This is a genomic window from Streptomyces sp. NBC_00872 (genome assembly GCF_045161915.1).
Taxonomy (GTDB): Bacteria; Actinomycetota; Actinomycetes; order Streptomycetales; family Streptomycetaceae; genus Streptomyces.
In genome coordinates, this window is the sequence record NZ_CP108806.1 from 8107240 (window position 1) to 8130622 (window position 23383).

Annotated in this window: 21 protein-coding genes and 5 pseudogenes; 19 read left to right on the forward strand and 7 right to left on the reverse strand. The window is 67.5% G+C overall.

The genetic code is table 11. The annotated features are described in order from the left end of the window. The first annotated feature begins 23 nt into the window (after positions 1-23). The 7 genes and pseudogenes from OG214_RS34700 to OG214_RS34730 all read left to right on the forward strand — a co-directional run. Positions 24-867 (forward strand): annotated as a pseudogene (locus OG214_RS34700) (winged helix-turn-helix transcriptional regulator). Continuing rightward, a complete protein-coding gene (locus OG214_RS34705; protein WP_405986975.1) occupies positions 864-1382 on the forward strand; it encodes a regulator in 519 nt (172 codons plus the stop codon). The pseudogene OG214_RS34700 and the gene OG214_RS34705 overlap by 4 nt, the downstream one beginning before the upstream one ends. Further along, positions 1379-2611: an MFS transporter gene (locus tag OG214_RS34710; RefSeq protein WP_405986976.1), complete on the forward strand. Its 1233-nt coding sequence runs from the start codon at positions 1379-1381 to the stop codon at positions 2609-2611. The genes OG214_RS34705 and OG214_RS34710 overlap by 4 nt, the downstream gene beginning before the upstream one ends. 35 nt (positions 2612-2646) lie before the next feature. Beyond that, positions 2647-2949, forward strand: coding sequence for a hypothetical protein (locus tag OG214_RS34715; RefSeq protein ID WP_405986977.1), 303 nt, complete (start codon positions 2647-2649; stop codon positions 2947-2949). A gap of 74 nt (positions 2950-3023) precedes the next feature. After that, positions 3024-3809, forward strand: a pseudogene (locus OG214_RS34720) (acetyl-CoA carboxylase biotin carboxylase subunit family protein); the annotation flags it as partial. 279 nt (positions 3810-4088) lie between these two features. Further along, entirely contained in the window at positions 4089-5117 is a 1029-nt protein-coding gene (locus OG214_RS34725) for a hypothetical protein (RefSeq protein ID WP_405986978.1), read from the forward strand. Next, positions 5114-5530, forward strand: a pseudogene (locus OG214_RS34730) (hypothetical protein); the annotation flags it as partial. The gene OG214_RS34725 and the pseudogene OG214_RS34730, both read left to right, overlap by 4 nt. Here OG214_RS34730 and OG214_RS34735 read toward each other — a convergent pair. Continuing rightward, complete coding sequence (locus OG214_RS34735; RefSeq protein WP_405987721.1) at positions 5459-5620, reverse strand: hypothetical protein; 162 nt, start codon at positions 5618-5620, stop codon at positions 5459-5461. The pseudogene OG214_RS34730 and the gene OG214_RS34735 overlap by 72 nt on opposite strands. Here OG214_RS34735 and OG214_RS34740 point away from each other — a divergent pair. From OG214_RS34740 to OG214_RS34760, 5 genes and pseudogenes are all read left to right on the forward strand, one after another. Then, positions 5580-6164: pseudogene (locus tag OG214_RS34740) on the forward strand (IS5 family transposase); the annotation flags it as partial. The gene OG214_RS34735 and the pseudogene OG214_RS34740 sit on opposite strands and share 41 nt — an antisense overlap. A 244-nt stretch (positions 6165-6408) precedes the next feature. Further along, positions 6409-6933: a lactococcin 972 family bacteriocin gene (locus tag OG214_RS34745; protein WP_405986979.1), complete on the forward strand. Its 525-nt coding sequence runs from the start codon at positions 6409-6411 to the stop codon at positions 6931-6933. Positions 6934-8375: 1442 nt separating this feature from the next. Then, positions 8376-8579 carry a hypothetical protein gene (locus OG214_RS34750; protein ID WP_405986980.1) on the forward strand — a complete coding sequence of 68 codons (204 nt, stop codon included), beginning with the start codon at positions 8376-8378 and terminating at the stop codon, positions 8577-8579. Positions 8580-9330: 751 nt separating this feature from the next. Further along, positions 9331-10353 (forward strand): tyrosine-type recombinase/integrase, encoded by a 1023-nt coding sequence (locus OG214_RS34755; RefSeq protein ID WP_405986981.1) that lies wholly within the window; start codon positions 9331-9333, stop codon positions 10351-10353. Then, positions 10353-12182: a tyrosine-type recombinase/integrase gene (locus OG214_RS34760; protein ID WP_405986982.1), complete on the forward strand. Its 1830-nt coding sequence runs from the start codon at positions 10353-10355 to the stop codon at positions 12180-12182. The genes OG214_RS34755 and OG214_RS34760 overlap by 1 nt, the downstream gene beginning before the upstream one ends. Positions 12183-12188: 6 nt before the next feature. Here OG214_RS34760 and OG214_RS34765 read toward each other — a convergent pair whose 3' ends face one another. Continuing rightward, entirely contained in the window at positions 12189-13058 is an 870-nt protein-coding gene (locus OG214_RS34765; RefSeq protein ID WP_405986983.1) for an acyl-CoA thioester hydrolase/BAAT C-terminal domain-containing protein, read from the reverse strand. A 314-nt stretch (positions 13059-13372) separates the two neighbouring features. Here OG214_RS34765 and OG214_RS34770 point away from each other — a divergent pair, with 314 nt between their 5' ends. The 6 genes from OG214_RS34770 to OG214_RS34795 all read left to right on the forward strand — a co-directional run bounded on the left by OG214_RS34770 (position 13373) and on the right by OG214_RS34795 (position 19634). Continuing rightward, complete coding sequence (locus tag OG214_RS34770; protein ID WP_405986984.1) at positions 13373-14548, forward strand: tyrosine-type recombinase/integrase; 1176 nt, start codon at positions 13373-13375, stop codon at positions 14546-14548. Positions 14549-14679: 131 nt separating this feature from the next. Further along, positions 14680-16977: a tyrosine-type recombinase/integrase gene (locus OG214_RS34775; RefSeq protein ID WP_405986985.1), complete on the forward strand. Its 2298-nt coding sequence runs from the start codon at positions 14680-14682 to the stop codon at positions 16975-16977. Further along, entirely contained in the window at positions 16974-17513 is a 540-nt protein-coding gene (locus OG214_RS34780; RefSeq protein WP_405986986.1) for a hypothetical protein, read from the forward strand. Before OG214_RS34775 ends, OG214_RS34780 begins: the two co-directional genes overlap by 4 nt. A 159-nt stretch (positions 17514-17672) precedes the next feature. Further along, entirely contained in the window at positions 17673-18488 is an 816-nt protein-coding gene (locus OG214_RS34785) for a Mu transposase domain-containing protein (protein WP_405986987.1), read from the forward strand. A gap of 11 nt (positions 18489-18499) precedes the next feature. Then, positions 18500-19372: an IS21-like element helper ATPase IstB gene (istB, locus tag OG214_RS34790; protein ID WP_405986988.1), complete on the forward strand. Its 873-nt coding sequence runs from the start codon at positions 18500-18502 to the stop codon at positions 19370-19372. Then, complete coding sequence (locus OG214_RS34795; RefSeq protein ID WP_405986989.1) at positions 19263-19634, forward strand: barstar family protein; 372 nt, start codon at positions 19263-19265, stop codon at positions 19632-19634. Before istB ends, OG214_RS34795 begins: the two co-directional genes overlap by 110 nt. A gap of 17 nt (positions 19635-19651) precedes the next feature. Here OG214_RS34795 and OG214_RS34800 read toward each other — a convergent pair whose 3' ends face one another. The 4 genes from OG214_RS34800 to OG214_RS34815 form a co-directional block, all read right to left on the reverse strand. Further along, on the reverse strand, positions 19652-20713 hold the full coding sequence (locus tag OG214_RS34800; protein ID WP_405986990.1) for an integrase: 1062 nt from the start codon (positions 20711-20713) through the stop codon (positions 19652-19654). A gap of 574 nt (positions 20714-21287) precedes the next feature. Continuing rightward, the gene (locus OG214_RS34805) at positions 21288-21602 is read right to left on the reverse strand and encodes a helix-turn-helix domain-containing protein (RefSeq protein WP_405986991.1); all 315 of its coding nucleotides are present in this window, start codon (positions 21600-21602) and stop codon (positions 21288-21290) included. Continuing rightward, positions 21599-21844, reverse strand: coding sequence for a tyrosine-type recombinase/integrase (locus OG214_RS34810; protein ID WP_405986992.1), 246 nt, complete (start codon positions 21842-21844; stop codon positions 21599-21601). Before OG214_RS34810 ends, OG214_RS34805 begins: the two co-directional genes overlap by 4 nt. Next, positions 21844-22611 carry a tyrosine-type recombinase/integrase gene (locus tag OG214_RS34815; RefSeq protein ID WP_405986993.1) on the reverse strand — a complete coding sequence of 256 codons (768 nt, stop codon included), beginning with the start codon at positions 22609-22611 and terminating at the stop codon, positions 21844-21846. The genes OG214_RS34810 and OG214_RS34815 overlap by 1 nt, the downstream gene beginning before the upstream one ends. A gap of 196 nt (positions 22612-22807) precedes the next feature. Between OG214_RS34815 and OG214_RS34820 the strand changes: the two are divergent. Continuing rightward, a pseudogene (locus OG214_RS34820) lies at positions 22808-22957 on the forward strand (ATP-binding protein); the annotation flags it as partial. A 29-nt stretch (positions 22958-22986) separates the two neighbouring features. Here OG214_RS34820 and OG214_RS34825 read toward each other — a convergent pair. After that, positions 22987-23277: a hypothetical protein gene (locus OG214_RS34825; protein WP_405986994.1), complete on the reverse strand. Its 291-nt coding sequence runs from the start codon at positions 23275-23277 to the stop codon at positions 22987-22989. Positions 23278-23383: the final 106 nt, after the last annotated feature.

The following is a 23383-nucleotide window of genomic DNA, read 5'->3' on the forward strand; positions in this document are numbered from 1 at the left end:
TCATCCACCCAGGAGTTCCCCCCTTGGCCCTCACCGCTCTGTCTCCCGACACCGACGCCGACATCGCCCGCGTCAGCGAGTCCCTCGCCATGATCACACCGCGCTGGAACGTCCGGATCCTGCTGGCCCTCTCCGGCCCGCCCCTGCGCTACTCCGAGCTGGCAGCCAAGGTGCCCTGGCTGCACAACGGCCAGCTCCACCCGAAGCTCAAGTCGCTGTGCGACGCCGGGCTTGCCGAGCGCACCGAACACACCGCACGGCATGTGACCTACGGCCACACCGAGCGGGGCACCGCTCTGCTGCCGGTCCTGCCGGTGATCGTTACCTGGGCCGAGGAGCATCTGGAGCAGGCGGACCGCCCGCTGCCCGCGATCGAGCAGATCGAGGACAGCCTCACCCTGCTAGCCCGGCGTCACGTCGCCGCCCATTCTGTGGGTGCTCAAGTCGCGCGAGGAGGTCAGCGGGCGGGCCCTGGCCCGGATCGTGATGCCCGCCAGCGATTGGACCTATGTCTACCCGCCGCTGCGGCAGCTCGTCGCCGACGGCCTGGTCGACACCGAGGGCATCGGCCGGCCCTACCGGCTGTCCGCAGCGGGCGACGGCCTGGGCCCCGTTCTCGGCGCCCTGTCCGCGTGGTCCGCCGGTCAGCCCCTCAACCAGGCGGCCCAACATCCGGTCTGGGGGCACCCGCAGGCGAAGCGCGTGCCGAGCCCGTGGGTCAGCAGCCAGCCCCGGCCGGCTCCCGCTGCACTCCCGCAGGCCCGGACGAGTGAGTCCTCTACGGCGTGGCACAACCGCGATCTCTTCTCCCATGCCACGACCGCCCGCCCGAAGGCAGCCGTCCAGGCGGGAGGTCCGCGCCGATGACCATCCTCTTCACCCCTGACGAAGTACGCAACGCCGTCGAGCTGCTGGCGTCGCGTTCCTTGATCCGCCTGGTCACCGAGATCGACGACAACGGGGCGATACCGCCGCGACGGCTGGCCGGTACCCTTCCCGATCTCTCCTCGCACCAACTGCGTCGCGCTACAGAAGGGGCCCGCGCCCACGGTCTCGTCTGGGTCGTGCCCGGCGCCGGTCTGGAACTCACCAAGTCCGGCTCGGAGTTGGCCGACCTGTACGACGCGGCTGCGCGTTGGGCTCGACGCCACGCCTACCCGGCCCCGGTCTGCGAGTTCAGCAGTCGTATCCGTCACGTCCTCGACCTCCTGGCACCCTCGCTCGCGACCGAGCCCGCCGACGGCCCCTCGCGGACGTCCGCCGCGACCCTGCCCAGCGCCGAGGCCGAGGCGGACCTTGCCCGCCTGCGCGCTCGCCTGATCCAGTGGCTGACCGGCAACCCGCAGGTCACCTGGGAGTCCGAGCCCGAGCCGGTCGTGTGAGCGCAGCGGTGAAACCTCGGGATGCACGCCACACCGACGGGCTGATGCGCAGCATCTACCGGCCGCGCACGGCGGACGCTCTCGCGTTTGCGATGTCCACCTACGGCATCCCGCTGCTGGTCCTGGCCACCACCGGCTCTGCGTCGCTGACGGGGCTCGCGTTCGCGCTGGAGTGGATCCCGCGGCTGGCGGCGTTCGGGTGGGCCGGATCGATCGTCGACCGGCGCGGGGCAGCCGTCGTCTTCCACCTCGCCTCTCTGGGACGCGCGCTGGCTCTCGCCGCCGGCGCGGTCCTTCTCCATCTCCGTCCGTCCGGCACCGTGGCGATCGCCACCGTGATGGTGCTCGCGGCGACGACCGGCGTGCTCACCGAGTTCAGTTACATCGCCGCCGAGACCGCGGGCGCCGCCGCCGGCCGCCGAGCGGGAACGCGGGCCCACCGCGTCCAGGCCATCCTGCTCGGCATCGACCAGACCGCGACCCTGGCCGGCCCGGCGCTTGCAGGGCTACTCCTGCTCGCCGGGCCGCCGCCGATGCTCGCGGTAATCACCGTGCTCTCGCTTCTCGCCGCACTGCTCGCCCTGCGCACACCCCCCTCGCCCGTCGCCCCGGCCCGCGCGCCGAAGGGGCAATCCGGCGCCGGGCTCCTCACCGGGTGGCGCACCATCCGCTCTCTTCCCGCGCTCGGCTGGCTCGTGACCGGGCTGACCCTGTCCAACCTGGCCACCGGGCTTCTCCAAGCGGCTGGCCCCGTGATCGTCGTCCAGCACTTCGGGCAGTCCACCACTGCCGTCGGCCTGGTCTGGTCCGCAGCTGCCGGAGCGACGCTCCTCAGCGTCACGCTCTGCCGGTTCGCGCTCGACCGTCTGGGCCTGTGGCCGGTCGGCGCCGCCTGCGCCGCCCTCGCCTCGCTCGCCTGTCTCGCCGCCGCCCAGGCCCCCGACTACCTGTCCTACCTGGTCCTGGTCGCGGTCCTCATGGCGGCCGACGGCGGCATGGCGGTCGTCCTGCGCACCCTGCGCTCCCGCCTGATCCCCCCGAACCGGTTCGGCGGCACCCTGTCGGCGACCATCCTCATCCTCCTGCTGCCCTTCCCCGTCGCCGGCGTGCTCACCGCGCTCACCCCGCCCGACGCGCTGGGCCACGTCATCACCGCCTGCGCCGCCCTGCAGGCCCTCGGCCTGTTCTGCGCCTTCGCCCGCCTGCGCACCGATCCCGCCCTGCGCTGACTCTGCCGCGCTTTCCCCAGCCTGTGGAGAACCTCATGCCCACCGCTGTCCTCGGGACGAACCTCGCGAGCGGTCGCACCATCACCGAACAGTTCCACGCCTTCGATGCGCACAACCCGCAGGTCTACCGCGCTCTGGAACGCATGGCCGCCCGCCGTCTGGCAGCCGGCGCCACACGGGTCAACTTGAAGGACCTCTTCGAAGACCTGCGGCGCCAACTCCCGTACGGCGTCGCCGGGCTGAACAACAACTTCACCGCCCTCTACGCCCGCCGCCTGATCGACGACCACCCCCACTGGGCCGGGGCGTTCGAGCTGCGCCGCCGCCGTGCCGCCTGAGACACCCCCTTCTTTCATCTCTCGTCCTGCCGTCCACCGATACGGAGAACCCCTTCTTGTCCGCTCGACCCCTCGTGCTCGTCGTTTCTCCCGGCGACGAGACCTATCGCGGCTACTGCCTTGAGCAGGTGGCCGCCGCGTACGACGTCGTCCTTCTCACCGGCTCCGAGCCGTCGTGGGAGAAGCCGTTCATCGTCGACCACACCGTCGTCGACCTGACCGACCCCGCAGCCCTGCTCGCCGCCGGCCGGGCCCTGGCCGAGCGCCATGACCTCGCAGGCGTGGTCACCTGGGAGGAGCGGCACCTCGTCCCCACCGCCCGCCTCGCCCGCGCGCTCGGTCTGCCCTCGACGCCCGTCGAGGTCATGCGGGCCTGCCGCAACAAGTCCGTCGCACGCACCCTGTTCGCCCGCCACGGGGTGCCGTCGGCTGCTTCGATGAAGGCGCGGACCCTACTGGAGGCCGGCCTTGCGACGATGACACTGGGCTACCCCGCCGTCATCAAGCCCGCCGCGTTCGCCGGCAGCATCGGCGTGATCCGCGTCGACCGGCCCGAAGAGCTTCCCGCCGCGTTCGCGTTCGCCTCGGCCGGCGCGAGCCGCAGCCGCGAGGACACCGGCGTTCTGGTCGAGGAGTACCTCGACGGGCCGGAAGTCTCCGTCGAATGCGTCACCCACCGCGGCGCGACCACCGCGGTCGCCGTGACCCGCAAGCACCTGGGCCCCGCGCCGTACTTCGACGAGACCGGACACACCGTCGACGCCACCGACCCGCTCCTGGCCCAGGTCGCCCCGGCAGCCGCTGCTGCGGTCAAGGCCCTGGGGATCACCGACGGCGTGCAGCACGTCGAGCTGCGCCTGAGGACCCGTATTTCCTGACGGTTCATCATTGAATTCCCACCTCTCGTCCAGTGCTGGAGGCAACGCTTGCCACCAGCGGATTCACCGGCCGGACTCCACCGTCCCGACTGGGTTCCCGCCTCAAGGCAGGACCATGATCAGCATGCGAACGACCACGAGGAGGATGAAACTGAATGAGCGCCGTGGTCGCTGCGTGTAGGTTCCACGTTCCAGTCCGTCGATAGCAAGAAAAAATCGTTGCGTGTGCGCGCACTTTCTACAAGACGCAAGGCCCGAACAATGACAGATGCGGTAGAAAGTGACGGAACGCCGGACCCACTGGCATTCTCCAACGACGCCCTCATCCTGTACGAGCGCATCGCCCGAGGCGACGGACATGTGGAACCCGGAACGCCGGCGCTGGAGGAACTGCTCTCCCTTGGCCTCGTGCTGCCGCACATTTTCGAGACCGACCTCTACCTGCCCGCTGGCCGGCAGTACGTCTGGCAGCGTCTCGTGGACCGGGAACGAGCCACCATCGAGCACTCGGGGGATTTGCTGAAACAAGCGGTCGAGCGGCTCAGAGGGCTGCCGCGCTTCTTCGCGATGCTGCCGCCCACGGCAACAGGGGGTGAAGACAGCGGCGGCATCGAATTCATGAAGAGTCCCCGCGACGCCAACGCGGCCGTCGCCGCCGCCGTGGCCACCGTCAGATCCCACGTCTATACCGCACACCCCAAGGACCGTCCGCGGGAAGTGCTGACCATCTCCGAGGTCAGTGACATCGAGCGTCTGAAACGAGGCGTCAGACTACGGACCGTCTATCCCGACAGCGCGCTCTCCCGCGCACCCGAGAACCAGTGGGTCGCAGCAGTCACCGCGCACGGCGCGGAGGTCAGGACCGCAGCGGCTCCGTTCCCGCGGATGATCATCATCGATGATGCCTTCGCTCTCATCTCCGACCGCGAGGCCGTGCCCGCCTACAGCCGGACAGGCTGGAAGGTGACCCACCCAGGGATGCTGGGATTCATCCAGGACACATTCAAGCTGCTGTGGCACGTGGCCGACCCCTGGGCGGGCCGAAACACCCCACGGACGACAGGGACCATCACGACCCCCCGCGCCCGGACCATCCTCAACGCCATGAGCGTCGGAAAGACCCACGACGTCATCGCCAAGAGCCTCGGAGTGAGCACACGCACGGTCACCAACGCCCTGAGTCCGGTCTATGACGCACTCGGCATCGAAGCCGGCGACCGATTCCGCCTCGGCCTCTGGTGGGCCACTTCAGACGAGAGAGAGCTGGAAGAAGAGTCCATCAAAGAATGACACCCCCCTCTACGGCAGACGGAGCCGGGCCACCCGGCCGGGGCCCGTGCGGCCCGGGCAGCACCAGCTGTCACAAGGCGCCAGCAAGCTCTTCGCGGTACTTGCTCGGTTTTCTGCCCCCTTCACCAGACACGGGCGCAGGACAGCGGTTGCACTTATCTGCAAAAGCCCCGGAACAGCGAGACCATCGAAGGTATGGAGCCGTTCGAACCGCCTCCTCTCGTCAGGCCGATGCTGGCGACACCCGGTCACTACCAGGTGTAAGAGAGGAAGCGGAGTGGGCATTCGAGACCAAATGGGACGGTGCGCGCTGCGTCGCCGCTGTGGACCGCGACGGGTCCCTACGGCTGAGCAGCCGGGCGGGCGACGACGTGACCGGTCGCTATCCCGAACTCGCGGAACTTGGCAGGCTGCTCCGTGGCCGCACGGCGGTGTTCGACGGCGAGCTGGTGGTCCCGGATGTCCAGGGCCGGCGTCTGGGGACGGCTGCACGAAGCTGTCATCGACAGAATCGGCGAGTGCGGTCTGCTCGACCTTTCCCGAGTGGTCCTCGACTCCGCCCATGTCCGAGCAAAAAGGGGGTGAACTCACAGGTCCGAGCCCCGTGGACCGGGGTAAGCCCGGTTCCAAGATGCATGTCTGTCGGACGCGGCCGGGCTGCCCCTGGTCGTCGGCGTCTCCGCCGCCAACACCCACGACAGCCACGAACTGAAGCCTATGGTGGGCGGCCTCCAATCGAGACACGACCCCGAGAACGGCTGGCACTACAAGCCTGGCGAGCTCCGCGCGGACAAAGCTTACGACATACCTGACCTGCGGAAATGGCTTAGCGGTAAACGCATCGGCGTCCATATCGCATGCAAAGGCATCGAATCCGGCGAACGACTAGGACGCCGAAGATGGGTCATCGAGCGGGCCATGTCCTGGCTGACCGGCTACCGCAGACTCAACCACCGCTACGAACACCACCCCCGCAACTACCTGGCATTCCTCGGCCTCGCCGCCACCCTCTGCTGCTGCAAACGAATCACCCGACTCACCACATAGGACGCCGCCTTACTCAAAGCCGAGATCGGCAAGCCGAGTGTAAGTACCAGCCATTCGATCCTAGCTGGAGGCGGAAGGGAGTGAGGGGCATCAATGCCTAACAAATGTCAACGATAATACCTCAAAGTGGACATTGTGAAATGTGGAATATCCGTTTGGTGCACAGTTCGGCCAGGGAAGGCTTTTGGCCAACTGATTCAAAATTCCCATTGCAAGTAGATCTGGACCTGCAGAAGATCGCTTCGTGTTCCCAACAAGGGGAATCACGGGAGGGGTTTTCGTGAAAATGTCCGGTAAGTTACTTGTTCTCACCGTCGCGAGCGCAGCTCTGGCTGCTAGTGTCCTCGGTGCGCCGGCTGTGGCAGCCGGGTCTGAGCTCGGCACGCCGACTGCGGCGGCCGGGTCGCAGCTCGGCGTCTCCAGCACAGTCGAGTTCCACACCCGCGGGGACGGCACGCAGCCGCCCGCAGAGCTGGGCAACCCCGAAGAATGGGGTGTGGCGACGTTCACGATCGACGACTCGACGGGCCCCTTTACTACGCAGACCGTTGTCCCTGCCAGTGGCGGGACGTGGAGCTACGGCTGGGAACTCCGCAACAACCTCAAGTACTGCTACTCGAACTACTTCCACAACACCAAGTACCACTCGTCGAGTGTGACACTCGCCGGCACCCACCTCACCGGCACGGCCGCGCCTGGCGGTACTTCCAACGCGCACCTCTCGGCAGGTCTCGCATACACGTGCTCAACCTACTACAGCGTAAACTAGTGCTGTCCCGGCGCTCTGCCAGCTGAGCCCGCTGCCCTGTGTGGCGTAGGCATGCGGTAGGGCCGGGGCGGGGGAGCCCGTGCCACGTCGGGGTTTCTGTGCTGGCGCCAGCACAGAAACCCTGACAGAGCCGAATTTCCGCCTCAGGAATTAACCACAGAATAGGGCAAGAGAAATCATGTATTTACCGCGCGCTCGCGTCGTCCCCGTCACGATGGCTCTTGGGGCGGGTGCGGCTCTTGGTATAATCGGCCCACTGGCGGGGAAATTTGACAACCCGATCTGTCACGCTGCAAGCCTGGTCTTTTCCGGGGGATGGTCGTGGGCGTGTTTCGCCTTCTTGGTAGGCTATTTTCGCCGGTCTAGAATCGATTCAGCGCTCCTGGCTTCTTCGGCGTTAGCCATCGGCGTGGTCGTGTACTACTTCTTCAAGTTTCTGAGCCCTACTGCTCCAATTCCAGGGGATATCTCTGGTGGCTCCGGGAAAGAACTTGCTTCCAGAATCCTGGCCTGGGGAATTGCCGCTTTTATCTGCGGTGTACCCGTGGGTTTCATGGGCAATCTTGCGCGAACGCCCGGTATCGGGGGCCTTCTGTTCCGCCTACTCGTTCCGTTGATCGCTTTCTTTGAAACCTCTCAACGGCTGAGTGTAGCGGAACAGCAAGGACCGACTGTCGATATAACATGGAACGCAATTCGCGTCGTTGCAGCCATTGTCGCCGTGGCTCTCGTAGTGCACACGGTCTGGGGTTGGCGTGTTCGGCGTAGCCAGCCCGGAGGCCAGGCGGAAGTTGGCACACCGACGAAGCAGCTCTGACGCATCACAGTATCGCCACGCTGATCGTCAGCCCTCACCCACACCCTCAGGTCAGACGTCAACCGTCGAGGGGCGGTGGCCGATCCGGCAGCGTGTGGACTACGCCAACGGCCTGGATGCGGACCGCTCGCTGGTGGCCGTCACCGCGAAAACCAACCGGTCGAAATCAGACTAGGAGCCGGCGACGTGGCTGCCGCCGCTGGCCGACGCGCACTGCGCGTACATCGGCGACTGGATCAGCACGAAACTCCGCTGGCGGCTCGCCGTCGACCAGGCGGAGCGCGCGGCACTGACACGGAACGCGAGTACGTGCCCGCAGCAGGCTGTCGACTACCGGCCCGCCCCGCAACCGCCCGCCGCGCTCAGGGGCGGACGGTTCGGACGATGGTGACCACCAGGACATCGCCGCCGACGTAGCAGCGGATCACGATGTCGGCGACGACGGTCTGGCACCGGTCCTCGTCCATCCCGACCGGTGAGGAGCGGTGTTGTACGGTTCGCCGGTGACCCATCGCATCTCGGCTGGCCGCAGCTGGCGTTGTCCGGCCCGGACAGCGTCCTGTCACGCCATGGAAGGACCGGACCGCCGGTCCCCGGACGGCGACGCGCATCATCCGGGGGCGGCGTGAGGCGATACCGAATTCAGTACGCGGACCAGGCCGACGCGGCACGCAAGGCCATGACGGCCGCCGCCCGGGCCGCGTTCGAGCGGACCATGACGGGGAGGGCGGTGCGCGCCCAGGCCTCCGGCGGCTCCTTCACCCGGTGGGGCAAGGAGCCGCCGGAGGTGCCGGTGCGGGATGTGCTGGTCGCGCTGACTGGCGGATGAGGCTCGCGCGCAGCTGGACTCCCTGGAGCTCGATCTGATCCGGGCGGCCCGCTCGCGGGTTGCCTCCTGGAGCGCGGTCGCGCAGGCGCTGGGGCTGTGTACCCGGCAGTCAGCGGAAATCCGGGCCCTGCGTCTGGAATGGGCCGAGAAATCCTCCGGTGGCGGCAGGGATGCCGCAGCGCGCCGACCGGACGCGTCAGCGGAACGCTGACGTGGTGCGCGGCTCACGCGTACTGGCCTTGTTAGCCAGTAGCGAGAGCGCCTGTAGCTCAGCCCTACAAGCCGTTGATCGACGAGATGCTGCGGGCCGACCTGGATGCGCTGCGCAAGCAGCGGCACACAGTGAAGCGGATCTTCGAGCGGCTTCTCGACGAGCACGGTGCGGACGAGATCTCGTACCAGATGGTCCGTGGATACGTCGCTGACCGGCGTGAGGAGATCCGGGTCCAGGCCGGACGAGGCGTGGTGGAAGCCTTCGTTCCGCAGACGCACAAGCCCGGAGCGGAGGCTGAGGTCGACTTCGGCGACGTGACGGTGCGGCTGGCCGGCGAGCTGGTGACCTGCTACCTGTTCGCGTTCCGGCTGTCCTACTCGGGCAAGGCCGTCCACCGGATCTTCGCCTCGGCAGGGCAGGAGGCGTTCTTCGAGGGCCACGTCCACGCTCTCAACGTGCTGGGCGGTTATGCGGGTGACAACTCTTCCGCGATCTCGCGCTGCCCGTCAGGATGGTTGCTCCGGTCGAGGAGCTCGGATGGTCTGGCAGCCGCAGTTGGTACGAAGCGTCGCTGCCGCGGGCAACCCCACGGCATCGCTCGGGCACGCCCTGGTCGACGACTACCTGGAGTTCGTGGCGGCACGCTGCCGCCCGAATACTCTGCTGGCCACCGCCTACGACCTGAAGGTCTTCTTCTCGGTGGTGCCCAAGGAGCCGGCAGACGTCGTCACCGCGGACATCTTCGCGTTCATCACCGCGCAGAAGAAGCCGCGGCGGGGACCGAAGGTCGTCTGGCTCGAAGATGGTGAAGCAGGACTCTCGGCTCGGACCATCAAGCGCCGACTCGCCAGCATCTCCGGGCTGTTCGGCTACCTCATGACCCGCGACGACCTGGCCGTTGATCGCAACCCGGCGCCGACGGGGCTGGCCAACCGCCGCCGCAGCGGCAACCGTGGGGCACCGCTCCTGCGCACGCCCCGAACCCTCCCACGCGTTCTCGGCCCGGCTGAGGTCGAAACGGTGCTCGGCGCCGTGAACACCGCACGGGATAGGGCCATGGTCCTCGCGATGCTGCTTGGCGGGCTTCGCCGCTGCGAGGTCCTCGGCCTGCGGCTGGGCGACCTCTCACCAGGCGAACGTCGGGTCTTCATCAGCGAGGGCAAGGGTGGTCATCAGCGCTTGATACCCGTCTCCGCGCAGTTCTTCAGCGCGGTCGGCGACTACCTGGACCGCGAGCGTCCACCCGTCGACCACGATCGAGTGTTCGTGGTGCTGCGCGGGCCCACCCGCGGCCGACCGCTCTCCGCCGATGGTCTGGACGAGATCCTCGATGGTGTCCGGAAGCGAACCGGACTACCGAGGCTGACCTGTCATCAGCTCCGCCACACCTGCCTGACCCGGCTGCGGGAGGCGGGCATGGCCCTGGAAGCGGTACAGGCCCAGGCCGGACACCGCTCCATCGAATCGACCCGGATCTACCTCCACCTGGCGAACAGCTGGCTCGTCGAGCAGTACCTGCAGGCGAGTGCCGCCATCGACGCCGATCGGACGGAGTCCTGATGCGCCGGGCCCCCGCCGCCGCCCTGCCGATCGTGCACCCGGACCTGGTCGATTTCTATCTCGCCCACCGGGCCGCGCAGGGCATGAACACCGACCACAAGGTTCGCTGGGGAGCCCGCGCTCTGCTCGCCGCAGTGCCCGACCTCAGCGACTTCTGCCGCCTGCCGCTGGAACGCCAGCTCGCCTTCAACCACGAGACCCACCGATTCATCAGCTGGCTCTCGGTCACCGGACGTCTGCAACCCGAGGCGGACTACCTGGTCGCCCGACGCCCACGATTGGGCATCGTGCTCGCTCGCACGGAGCCGGAACTGCACCTGAGATTCATGGAGACGGCCCGGTCCCTCGGTTTTCGCGACGCGCTGGCCATGACCCAGTTCAACCTGCTGGGCCACTTCGTGGCCCTGTTCGGCAAGCAGCCACACGAACTGCAGCAAAGCGACTGGGACGAGGGACGCCGCCTGCTGCTGGAGGCCGCCCGCCGCATCCCCAACCGCGGGGTCAAGGCCCTGTCGACAGCCCTGTTCAACCTTGAAGCGACGCTCTTCCACTGCGAGTTGACCGACCAGCTCCCGCGTCGTCGCTCGCCGGACCGGGCCGACATGCGGGCCCGGGAGTGGTCCCGTGTCCCCGCCGGAATGGCGGACACGATGCAGCACTACCTACGGCAGATCGCCGGAACAATGCGGCCGGGAACCGTGAAGAACACCGAGCTGACACTGCGGGAGTTCGCCCTCCTGGTCGCAGACGAAGACACGGACGTCACCTGCGTCGCCGAGCTCAAGCAAAGGCACATCGAACGCTACCGCCAGTGGCTGCTGGAGCGGCCGGCCGCCCGCGGAGGACCGCTGCACCGGCACACCGTCCGAGACCGCCTCAGCAAACTCCGCGGCTTCTTCCGTCGCCTGGATGAGTGGGACGCCACCGACCGGCCGCCCCGCCAGCTGATCTTCGACAGCGACTTCCCGATCGCGGACGAACCACTGCCCCGTTTCCTGGACGACGCCGCGGCCGCCAAACTGCTGGCAGCCGCCCGCAAGGACCCCGATCCGTTCATTCGGCTGGCCATCGAGATCCTCGCCCGCACCGGGATGCGCCGCAGCGAGATGCTCGGCCTCACCATCGACGCGGTCGTGCAGATCGGCTCCGCCTACTGGCTCCGCGTCCCGGTCGGCAAGATGCACACCGACCGCTACGTCCCCCTGCATCCGCAGCTCAAGACGCTGCCGGACGACTGGCTGCTGCACCGGCCCGAGGGCCTGCGCTCGAACCTGCTGTTCACCGACCACGGCCGCCCCGTCAACGCCTCCCGCATCGAGGCCGCGGTCCGCAAGGCCGCCCAGCAGGCCGGACTCGGCCGGGTCACTCCGCACCAGCTCAGACATACTCTGGCCACCCAGGCGATCAACCGGGGCATGTCCCTGGAAGCCATCGCCGCACTCCTTGGACACCGGTCGCTGTCCATGACACGTGTTTACGCGCGGATCGCCGACCGCACCGTCGCCGACGAGTACTTCGCCGTCTCGGAGAAGGTCGAGGCACTCTACGACGCCCCGCGCCAGCTACCGGCCGACGCCGAGGGCACGGAGATGGCCAAGCTCCGCCGGGAGATGCACCGCCGGATGCTCGGTAACGGCTACTGCGCTCGCCCCGTTGAGATGGACTGCCACTTCGAGTCGATCTGCGAGTCCTGCACATTCTTCGTCACCACGATCGAGTTCCGGCCCACCCTCGAACGCCAGCGAGACGACGCGACAGCGAAGGGACAAGTCGCCCGCGAGCGGATCTTCGACGGACTCCTCAGCAGACTCGACGGAGAAGCCTCCTGACGAACATCAGTAGCTGAGGGGAGCCGTGCTGCTGAGCCTGTCGAGGATGTGCGACCACGCAGCCTCCCCCAGGAGCGCGTCAGCTCCGGGCGTGCCTCCGTACAGGAAGTGCGGGGAGGCTGGCGCCGGGCTCTCGCCGGGAAAGCGTGGTCGGTGGCCGGCATCATGGCGGGCGATCAGATGCGCAGTGGTCCCGGCTGAGCGTCGGCGTTCTGCCAGTTGTTCGGCGAAGCGGAGAGAGGGCCACATCGCGTCGTCGCCGCCGGCGACGAGCACCAGATCGGCCCGGACTCTGTCGACGGGGATCTCTGCCCGAGGAAGCAGGTGAGCGAAGCTCTGCTCGCTGAGTTCGTACCATCCGCGGATGGCGACCGGACCGCTTCCCGGGTTGACGGGGGTCCAGGAATCATCCATCGGAACAAAAGGCAGTGGCTGCCCCTGCCATGTCCACGAGGAGCGGTACGGGCGCTGTTCCCCATCGAGGCCCGGGCCCACATTGCACCAGACTCGCGAGGTGGGTGACACCGCGATGACAACGTCCACGCGCGGGTCGTGCACAGAGGTGAGCAGAGCTGCTTCAGCTCCCTTGGAGACGCCGAGGATGCCGATGCGCCGGGCCCCGCTCGTGGTGAGGAGGTCGACCGCGGCGGTGAAGGTCTCCAAGGGGATCTCACAAATTCCCGGGGACTGTCCTGGTCCGCCGAACCAACGGAATGACAGAGCAATGATGCCCTGCTGAGCGAGGATGCGTGCTCTCTCGTGTTCGATGCGTCCGCTGGAACCGGCCAGGACCAGAACACCGACGTCACTACCGTGAGCGGGCGTAACAAGAACGCCATCCCAGGGATGGTTCAGCTCGTGCTCAGCAACGTCCACGTGTTCCCCCAGCTCGACGCGTCGCGGTCAAAGAACGTCTTGGCAGCTTCTCAGACACAACCGGAGGCTTGACATCGAGACCCGCATATTAGAGGGGTGCCGACCGGGAAGGTCCGCTACGACAACCTTAGGGCCGCGGTCGCCCAGGTGCTGGGCTTCTCACGGCATCGCGTCGAGGCCGAGCGCTGGACCGCGTTCCGCTCCCACTACCCGTTGACTGAACTACTGCCGGAGTTCCCGCAGGTCAGTGACCCTTTGACGGAAGCGTCGTTGGTCTGGCCGTGGAGTCATCAAGAGACCTGTCGAACCTGTCCGTGCCCCTGGTCGGCGAGCTGGTCACCACGGATGATCCGTGGGAGCCCTACCGGCTCGTCGATGCGCCCGGGGCACCTGTTGAAGGGGCTGCTGCCTTCCTACGGGACCTGCAGGCGGCGGGACGGCCGGCGACGACGGCTCGTTCCTACGCTATGGATCTACTCCGATGGTTCCGCTTCCTCTGGGCTGTCGAGGTGCCGTGGGACCGGGCCAGCCGCGTCGAGGCAAGAGACTTCTCCCGCTGGCTGCAGGTCGCAGGGCAGCCGTCGCGCCCTCACTGGCGGCGCCCCGACTCGGTCGGCCAGTGGGCTCCAGGCGGAAAGCCGTACGCGCCGTCGGTTCGTACACACAGCGAGACGGTTCTGCGAACCTTCTACGACTTCCACCGTGATGCCGGCACCGGCCCGGTCCTCAACCCGTTCCCGCTGGACCGCTCACGGCGGGGACGACGAGCACACGCCCACCGGAACCCGATGGAACCGCACCGCAACGAGCGTGTCGGCCTCTACCGGCCGAGGTTGCCACAGCGGGTTCCTCGCAGTGTTCTGGACGATGAATTCAACGAGATCTTCGCGCGGCTGCCCTCGCACCGGGACCGAGCCCTGGTGGCCTTCTACGTCTCCACCGGGGCCCGCGCCAGCGAGCTTCTGACCGCGTGGCAGGGCGGGGCCGACCCGGGCCGTCAGCTGATCAGCGTGGTCCGCAAAGGCACCGGAGAGGTCCAGGAACTCCCCGCTTCGACCGACGCTTTCGTCTGGCTGCGGCTCTACCAGCTGGAAATGGAAGACCTCATCCCGAAGGGCCGGCGGATGCCGCTGTGGTGGACACTGCGCAATCCGCCCCGGCCACTCACCTATCACGCGGCCCACCGGATGTTCGAGCGAGTCAACGACAAGGCCGGCACCTCGGCGACGCTGCACGCGTTGCGGCACACCGCCGCCTACCGGATGGCCGAGGACCCGAATCTCCCCCTCACTGATGTCCAATTCGTCCTTGGACATTCCCAGTTGACCACCACCCAGATCTACCTCGCTCCCCGCAAGGAAGAGGTGATCCGGCGGCTACTGGTCCATCACGCCGAACAAACACGGCAGGCCGCGGCTCGCACAACGCCCGCCCCCGCGCCCGGCTACCGGTCCGAGTCGCTGGACGTTCTGTTCGGAACGGCTCGCTGATGGCTACCACGCTGGACGCCGCACCACGCGCGGTCACGCCGCTGCCTTTGCAGAGAACGTACGGGCGGGGAAGAACGTATGAAGAGTCCTGGCCCGTCACGGTGCAGGACCGAGACGCGGTCTGGGCGAGAATGACCACCCTGCCGTTCCTCGTGGGCTGCGACAACAGTGGTCATAAGGCGGGCCTCGGGCTGCTGCTGAACTGGCTCGAAGAACAGCCCGGCGTCACCTGGCAAGACCGGTGGCTGGCCAGTGGAGCCGACACCGACCACGCGAACGGCAGCTGGCGTGAAATTCCTCTGCAGTGGCTCTCAGATCGGGGCCACACCAGCGTCTCCCGTCAGGACGCGTTCTTTCGGGCGGTCAATGTCGCCCTCGCCGCCGACCTCTTTCGCCCCTCACTGACGTGGCTGGTCACCTCCTCGCTTCGCCGCGGGGCACTGCCCCGGGCGATGGAGAAGTACCGCGACAGCGTTGGCTTTGCCCGGCTGCGGCAGCGATGTGGCGAGGATTCGAGCGTCTCCACGGCCTCCGCGACCCGCGTCGCCTACCGCACCGCCCAGATCCTCGCCGCCAAGGGCGGCGGCATCTCCGACATCACCCCCGGCGACGTCCTAGAGCTGCTGGAGGTCGAGGCCGAACTGCGGGGCACCTCGGTCGGCGCGACCCACCTGTTCTATCGGGTCCTGCACGACCTGGGAGTGTTCGGAGACCAGGCCCCGGCAACGCTGCGTGAGCTGAGGAGTGCCGGTCAGCGCACGCCGGAGGAACTGATCGACCGCTACGACGTCGCCTGCCGTCCCATCCGCGACCTGTTCGTCGATTACCTGCGCGAGCGCCAGCCCGCGCTGGACTACAACAGCCTGGAAGCGCTGTCCTACTACCTCGCGAAGCTCTTCTGGTCCGACCTGGAACGGCACCACCCGGGCATCGACAGCCTCCACCTGCCGACCGAGGTCGCCTACGCATGGAAGCAGCGACTTCGCACCGTGGACAAGACGGTCCGCACCCCCGACGGCCGCCGAATCACCACCCAGGCACCTCGCATCAACTACCGCGAGTGCCTCACCCCGGTACGGGCCTTCTACCTGGACCTGGCCCACTGGGCCGTCGAGGAGCCCTCACGCTGGGCCCGGTGGGTCACACCCTGCCCGGTGGGCAGCGAAGAGATCAACCGCAAGAAGGACAAACGGCGCCGCAAGTCCCGGATGGATGCCCGCACCCGGGAACGGCTTCCCGTGCTGCCGGTCCTGGTCCGCAGCGTCGACCGGCGCCGCAAAGACGCCGCCGCCCTGCTGATGGCCGCCCGCGACTCGGCACCGGGAGAAACGTTCACCGCGGCCGGGCAGACACTGGTACGCGTCACCCCACGCCGCTCGGCCGCTGCCAAGATCCTGGCCGAGGACCCCGCGACCGGACAGCGGCGCGATCTCGGCCGCGAGGAGGATCACGCCTTCTGGGCCTTCGCCGTCGTCGAGGTCCTGCGGGCCACCGGCATCCGCGTCGAGGAACTCACCGAGCTCTCCCACCACAGCCTGATCCAATACCGGCTGCCGACCACCGGCGAGCTCATCCCACTGCTGCAGATCATCCCGTCGAAGACGGACATTGAGAGGCTGCTGGTCGTCAGTCCCGAGCTCGCCGACGTGCTCTCCACGATCATCTGCCGAATCCGAGACACGAACGGGAAAGTCCCCCGGGTTCCCGCCTACGACCACTACGAACGCACCTGGCTGCCGCCTTCAGCCCTGCTGTTCCAGCGGCACCGAGGCGGGGAGAACCGGGCGATCAGCTCCGGCGCCATCCGGAAGTTGCTGACGACCGCGCTCGCGCACACCGGGCTGACCGACTCGGTCGCCGGCGGCCCTCTGCACTTCACACCGCACGATTTCCGCAGGCTGTTCATCACCGACGCCGTCCTGAGCGGCCTGCCTCCGCACATCGACCAGGTCATCGCCGGGCACCAGGACATCAACGTCACTCTCGGCTACAAGGCCGTCTATCCCGACGAGGCCGTCCAGGCTCACCTGGCCTTTCTCGCCCGCAGGCGAGCTATGCGGCCGAGCGACGAATACCGCGTCCCTACCGATGAGGAATGGACCGAGTTCCTCGGCCACTTCGAACGCCGCAAGGTTTCCACCGGGACCTGCGGACGCTCGTTCGGCACTCCGCGCATCCACGAACACGCGTGCGTCCGCTGCCCGATGCTCTGGCCCGACCCTGCCCAGCGCGACCGGCTGGTCGAGATCCGCGACAATCTCATCGCCCGAATCGCGGAGGCTGAGCGCGAGGGGTGGCTCGGCGAAGTCGAAGGACTGCGTGTCAGCCTTGCGGGAGCCGAGAACAAGCTTGCCCAGGTCGACCGGCGTCCCCACAAGGGAGCCGAAGTCGACCTCGGCATGCCCACCATCAGGAACGAGGACTTTTGAACGCCGACGCCGATCACGAAGACCCAAGCCGCGACCTCAGCACCTGGACGATCGATCGCCTTCAGTCGTTCGTCGAGAACGCCCAAGGCCAGCAGCTTGAGGCAGTACGTGTCGTCGCGCAGGGCCATGCCTATCGCGCCGACGAACCCCTTGAAGCCCGCCAGCAGTGGGCCAAGCTGTCATTGCAGGCCAACCAGCGTCTGCACGGCGACGGTCCGTGGGATCGAGCCCGAGCGGCTCAGCAGAACTTCATGCTCCGGATGTGGGTGATCGACCAGCTCGGCCCTGACGGCGAGGATCATGACTGGAGCCCCGAGACGCTGGCGGCAGACACCGTTGCCGCACTTGCTCTCACCCCTGCTGAGGCCCGTGCTCTCGCCGATCACTGGCGCGACCTCGCGGTCGAGCAGATCGGCGAGCTACGGCGGCACAAGACCCTGACGGCCCATCTGGACAGGCTCATCGACTACCTGCAACCCAGCCCAGTACGGGATCAACTTCTCGCCTGGATAGAGACTCGCCATTACCTACCCTGACCGAAGCCGCGAGTTCACACCACTTCCTCGACGCTGATCTCAAAGTTCAGAGAATACGGCCTGGAAGCGCTCTACTGCCAGCCCGGAATCCGCGGCGCCCACGAGAAGGGCGGGGTCGAGGGGCAGATCGGCTGGTTCCGTCGCAACCACCTCGTCCCGGTGCCCGAGGCTGCGACGATCGCCGAGCTGAACGCGATGATCGACCGGTGGGACCAGGAGGACGGGGATCGCCGGATCCGGTCCCGTCCTCGCACGATCGGCGAGTACTTCGCAGCCGAGCAGCCGCTGCTGACGCCGCTGCCGGAGGAGCCCTTCGAGACGGGCCGGCTCTTCACTCTGCGGGTCGACCGCTACAGCCAGATCAGTGTCCGCACCAACCGCTACTCGGTGCCCGTCCGGCTGATCGGCCGGAACATCAGAGCGATACTCCATGCCTCCGAGCTGGTGGTCTACGACGGCCGAGACGAAGTCGCCCGGCATGAACGGCTGATCGCCAAAGGCGGCACCCGCCTCGAACTGGACCACTACCTTGAAGCTCTCGTGCGCAAGCCCGGTGCCCTCCCGGGAGCGACCGCGCTCGACCAGGCCCGCTCCGCAGGCCGGTTCACTCCTGTTTACGACGCCTGGTGGGACGCTGCCGTCAAGGCCCACGGCGAGCGGGACGGCACCCGCGCGCTGATCGAGGTCCTTCTTCTCGGCCGGCACCTGCCGCACGAGCACCTGGTCACCGGACTCGCCGCGGCTCTCAAGACCGACGCGCTGACGGCGGACGCCGTCGCTCTTGAAGCCCGCAAGGCAGCAGACGCCGACACCGCCCCTGCCGAGGCTCCAGAACCATCAGCAGGAAACCGGAACAGCATCGCCCCGCTGCCAGCTGCCGTCCGGGCCTGCCTGCCACCCGACAAACGACCTCTACCCTCCGTCGCTCACTACGACCAGCTCCTGCGGCTCCGCCGCGACCGTCCCACCCCCTGAAGGAGAACAGCGTGTCTATCCCCCGCCAGCGAGGACTCACCGAGCAGGCCGCCACGGCCGCGATCGACCAGGCATGCCGGATGCTGAGGCTGCCCACGATCCGGTCCCAGTTCCCCGAGCTCGCCGAAACCGCTGGCCGCGAGCAGATGTCCTACCTCGGCTTCCTCTCCGAGCTCCTCCTGGCCGAGTGCGACGACCGGGCCCGCCGCCGGTCCGAGCGGCGCATCAAGGCCGCCGGCTTCCCCCGGGACAAGTCGCTGCGCAAGTTCGACTTCGACGCCAACCCCAACATCGACCCGGCCATGGTCCACACCCTCGCCAAGTGCGAATGGATCAAGAAGGGCCTGCCGCTCTGCCTCATCGGCGACTCCGGGACGGGCAAGTCTCACCTGCTGATCGCGCTTGGCACCGAGGCCGCGATGGCCGGCCACCGGGTCAAGTACGTCCTGGCGACGAAGCTGGTCAACGAGCTGGTCGAAGCCGCCGACGAGAAGCAGCTGACCAAGACCATCGCCCGCTACGGCCGCGTCGACCTGCTCTGCATCGACGAACTCGGCTACATGGAACTCGACCGTCGCGGCGCCGAACTCCTCTTCCAAGTCCTGACCGAACGCGAGGAGAAGAACAGCGTCGCCATCGCCTCCAACGAGTCCTTCTCCAAAGCGCACATGTTCCGGCGAACCCGTGCCAGGCAGCGGCTGAACAGCACGGGTTCAAATTGGAGAGGTAGATCATCGAGCTGGACGTATCCTTCGTGCCGTGACGGCGATATACGTGCTGAACGGCAGCCAGGTGAGGACGCTGGAAGACTTCTGGCGACTCATCGGCGAGGCGGTCAATGGCCCTGGAGGCTACTTCGGCAAGAACCTCGACGCCTTCGCTGACTGCCTCAGCGGCGGCTTCGGGCAGCCCGACGATGACGACTACGTTGTTGAATGGCGTGACCACCAGGCGTCTCGCGAGTATCTGGGCTATCCGGAGACGGCTCGCCAGCTGGAGATTCGCCTCTCACGGTGCCATCCCACGAACCGTCCTGCTGTCAGCGCGGATCTGGCTGCAGCTCATACAGAGCACGGGCCGATCGTCTTCGACTGGCTGATCACGATCTTCGAGGATCGTGCCCCTGGCGTCCTGCGACTTCAGTAACCATCAATGCCTGGACTTCACCGCGCAGGCAAACGGCCCTCATCGACGTGGTCTGCGAGATAGATCATGGTGGCTTCAGGGTCCATGCCGAACGCGGCGGCGACGAGCTTGGGATCCATGGTGTTGACCAGGTCGAGCAGTCGGGTGCAGCGGATCATGCGGGGCGGGAAGCCGCAGGCGCCAAGGACGTGGCTGACATAGGCGGTGGATGCCGGTCCCCGGCCGGACTTCGTCTGACGGGTGACCATGACGTGGGGATTGTCAGTCCGCTGGGCTTCGCGGTGAGCCAGACAGCGTTCCAGCACGGCCCATGACGCCGGGTCCGGGGGAACCGGATGCGGACGGTCGCCGAGCCGGGTAGTCCGGGCGTGAGGGTCGAGGTCAGCGGTCTGCAGCATCTTGACCTCGCGGCTCGATGCGCCGTGCAACAACGCGAGCATGCCCAGCAGGGCCTCGCGCGGGTGGACGGCCGGACCGGTGGTCCAGCGGCAGAACAGGACGCGCTGCTGGTCGAGTGTCAGCGTCGCTCCGGTGAAGCCGCTCGGTCCTCGGGAGGTCAGACCCCGAGTGGGGTCCACCAGCACGATCTTCCGGGAACGCGCGAAACGGAAGAACTGCCCGAGTACGACCAGCCGACGTTTCCGGGCCTTGGGCGAGCCGGCGAGGAAGGCTTCGACGTCGTGGACATCGGTCAGCGCCCAGTCCTGCTTGCCGCGTTCGCCGGCGAGGAAGCGGGCGAGGTCACGCATGATGGCCAGTGCCGTCTCGATGGTTCCATCGCTGCGAGGGCGTGTTCCGGCACGGCGGGCTCTCTCGCGCGAGCGCATCATGAAGTCGGCGAATGCCTCCACCGTTGGCCTCAGGGTCTCGGGGACGGCATCGATGCGGCGCTGCCGACGGCCGGCGGCGAGCCGTTCGGCCTGATCGGTGGCCATGGCCATGCCGTGAGCGGTGAAGAAGGTTTCCAGTGCGCGGGCGAGGGAGCCCATTGAGCGTCCCGAACGACGGGAGCGTTCGAGCAGAGCCTGCGGGTGGTTGGGCTGCTCGTCCAGGAGAAGTCGTCCCAGGGAGGTGATCATGGTGCAGGCGCGGCCGACGCAGTACTTGGCGGTGAGGTCAGCCGCGAAGTCCCGCAGCCAGTCCGGGGGTTCACCGAGTTCGGCGATCAGGCTCTCCGCTCGGACGAAGGGCCGGTCGGGGTGACGCTGCCAGCAGGCTGAGCACAGTCCCAGCCCGGCATGCCGTCGCACGCGGCCGGATTCGCGGCAGGGCCGGGGCGGCTGCTTGGTCTGGCGGGGACGCGAGCAGTGCCCGCACCAGCCTGTGTCCTCGCGCAGATAGCCGGGCCGACTGCACCGAGGACAGGGTGCCTTGGCGGCGTCGCGTTCAGCCGTGCGTGAGCAGTCCCGGCACAACGTCGCTGTCTTGTCTCTGACTGGATGGCCGCAGGTGGTGCACACACGTGAGCAGGTGATGCACCGGCCGGTGTTCTCCTGGAGGACACGCTGCTGGCCGCAGCGGGGGCAAGCGGCCCTGGCCGCCGCTTCTTTCTGCCGGGTGGTGCAGCGACAGCAGTGCTGCCGGTCGAGGAAGCCGACCGGGGCTCCGCAGCCGACGCAGTCGCTCTGTTTGATGCCCACGATGCCACTCGGGTCAGAGCGGCGGCATGGAACGGCTGCGGGCTGAGGCCGCCTTGGGCAGGTCAGCGACTGGCCGTGGTGGGGCGGCAGGACGCTCGACGGGGGTGGTGTCGACCTCGAACAGGTCGTTGGGAGTGCATTCGAGCGCGGTGCACAACGCGATCAGGGTGGACATCTTCACCTGGGAGGGCTCCTTGGTGAACAGCGCGGACACCGACGCGGAGGACATCTGCAGGCCGGCCCGTTCGGCCAGGAGCCGCTGCAGCTTGGTGCCGGTCCACACCTCACGCTGGGCGGCGGCCATCCGCAGGCGCCATCGGATCTTCATGCGGGGCTGCCCTCCTCGGCGGTGAGTTCGCTTAGCGTGGTGGTCACCGCGCGGCGATAGGCGTCCTCGATGAACGTTGCGGAGGGACGGACGTATCTCATGGTCGAGCTGACCGTCCAGTGACCGAGGAGTTGCTGGATCGCCACGAGGTCCACACCGCGTTCGTAGTTGTGGGTCGCGCAGGCCCGCCGCAGGGCATGCGGGCTGAACCGGTCGGTGGCCGGGCGTCCTTCGAGTTCCATCAGATAGCGAGGCGGTTGCGGATCGTCCCGCGGTGCAGGCTGCCGCCGGACTCGTCCGCGAACAGCACCGGCGAGTTGGGGAACTTGCCCCGCACGTCGTCGAGGAACCAGTGCAGGACGAGGTCGAGGCCGTCCAGCATGGGCACCCAGCGCGGCCTGGGGCCGGAGGTGTGGGCGCCTTTGCCGAATCGCACGTGGAGTTTTCCGAACGGGCACCGCGAGAAGTGGACGTCGGGACGCTCCAGCAGGGAGGCTTCTTCCGAGCGCAGGCCGGCGTGATAGAGGGTCCGGAACATTGCATAGTCACGGGCCGCGGGCCCGTACTTGCGGGCAGTGGCGATCCGGGCCTTGAGGAAGTCGAAGAACTCCGCCACCCGTTCCGGGGTCGGCGGCGGCAGTTGAGCCGGGGAATCGTCCCCGACATGCCGTGAGGCGTTGAACTCGTCCACGGGGCAGACCAGACGGACACCGAACCCCACTTCAATCTCAACGGCCTTGCGGACCTGCAGGAACCGGTGGAAGCCCTTGAAGATCTGCACATACTCGCGTCGGGTCGATGCCGCCCGCCCGGCGAGGGCCAGGTCGCCGACGACGCGGTCGATGTCCTCCGGGGTGACGTCCCATGCGGGCCGGCCCAGCGCATTCAGCGTCCGTTCCAGCAGGCCAATGTCATTCTCGACCGTCACCGGGCTGAACCCGCGGGCCCGCCACGAGGCGACGAACGCCTCGACACACTCGACCTGGAACTCCCACGGATCGGCGGTCACCGGCTCCAGCAGGACGGCACCACCCTCGATCACCCGCAACTGGGATGTCACCGGCACACCTTCCTCGCACCTCGCCGATCAAGGCAGCACCTGGAGAATCCGAGCACCACCGTGAAGACCAACGAGGACCGCAGGAGATGGATACGGGCCGGTGGCAGCAGCGATCCTCGAAAAGGAACATGTGCCGGCCCCAGATGGCTGGACCAAGACCTTCACCGACCCCAGGCTCTGCGCGGCCATCGTCGACCGCCTCACCTTCGGCGGCAACATCATGGAGACAGGAACCGATTCCTACCGCCTTGCCACCACCCGAGCCCGCGCCGAACAACAGCTGGCCACGAGCTGACCTGGGCGCACGAGGCTTTGTGAGCATCCTCAGTGCTCACGGATCCTTGACCACCACCAGCCACCCACCGTGAAGGCGTTCACCGGCCCAGGATTCGGCAGAGTGCGACGCTCGAACTCATCGTCGATACGAGCAACCAGCCGGCCGAGATCGCGCTGGGCACCGCAAGGGAGGTGAAGCATGACCTCTTCCAGATCATCGCGGGCATACTCCACCTCCAGTCCGGGCTGCCAGACCTGGGATGCGTTCAGATAACGGCCGGGTTGCCTGAACGCCCACTCGAAACGGGCGAGCGCGTCAGCAACTGCACCAGGCCACATCCGCTCATCCTCGACGCGGCGGACAGCTGCACGAGTCCTCGCGGAAACGCCCCGGATCCGCTGAACTACAACGTGTCTGCGAGGCCGCCACCGCTCATCACGGACG

Bases quoted from the DNA above. Each gene is read 5' to 3' on its own strand.
- OG214_RS34715 (WP_405986977.1), top strand. From the start codon at position 2,647: ATGCCCACCGCTGTCCTCGGGACGAACCTCGCGAGCGGTCGCACCATC.
- OG214_RS34725 (WP_405986978.1), top strand. From the start codon at position 4,089: ATGACAGATGCGGTAGAAAGTGACGGAACGCCGGACCCACTGGCATTC.
- OG214_RS34760 (WP_405986982.1), top strand. From the start codon at position 10,353: ATGCGCCGGGCCCCCGCCGCCGCCCTGCCGATCGTGCACCCGGACCTG.
- OG214_RS34825 (WP_405986994.1), bottom strand. From the start codon at position 23,277: ATGTGGCCTGGTGCAGTTGCTGACGCGCTCGCCCGTTTCGAGTGGGCG.
- OG214_RS34805 (WP_405986991.1), bottom strand. From the start codon at position 21,602: ATGAAGATCCGATGGCGCCTGCGGATGGCCGCCGCCCAGCGTGAGGTG.
- OG214_RS34810 (WP_405986992.1), bottom strand. From the start codon at position 21,844: ATGGAACTCGAAGGACGCCCGGCCACCGACCGGTTCAGCCCGCATGCC.
- OG214_RS34735 (WP_405987721.1), bottom strand. From the start codon at position 5,620: ATGACAGCTTCGTGCAGCCGTCCCCAGACGCCGGCCCTGGACATCCGG.
- OG214_RS34775 (WP_405986985.1), top strand. From the start codon at position 14,680: ATGACCACCCTGCCGTTCCTCGTGGGCTGCGACAACAGTGGTCATAAG.
- OG214_RS34705 (WP_405986975.1), top strand. From the start codon at position 864: ATGACCATCCTCTTCACCCCTGACGAAGTACGCAACGCCGTCGAGCTG.
- OG214_RS34755 (WP_405986981.1), top strand. From the start codon at position 9,331: ATGGTCTGGCAGCCGCAGTTGGTACGAAGCGTCGCTGCCGCGGGCAAC.
- OG214_RS34800 (WP_405986990.1), bottom strand. From the start codon at position 20,713: ATGATCACCTCCCTGGGACGACTTCTCCTGGACGAGCAGCCCAACCAC.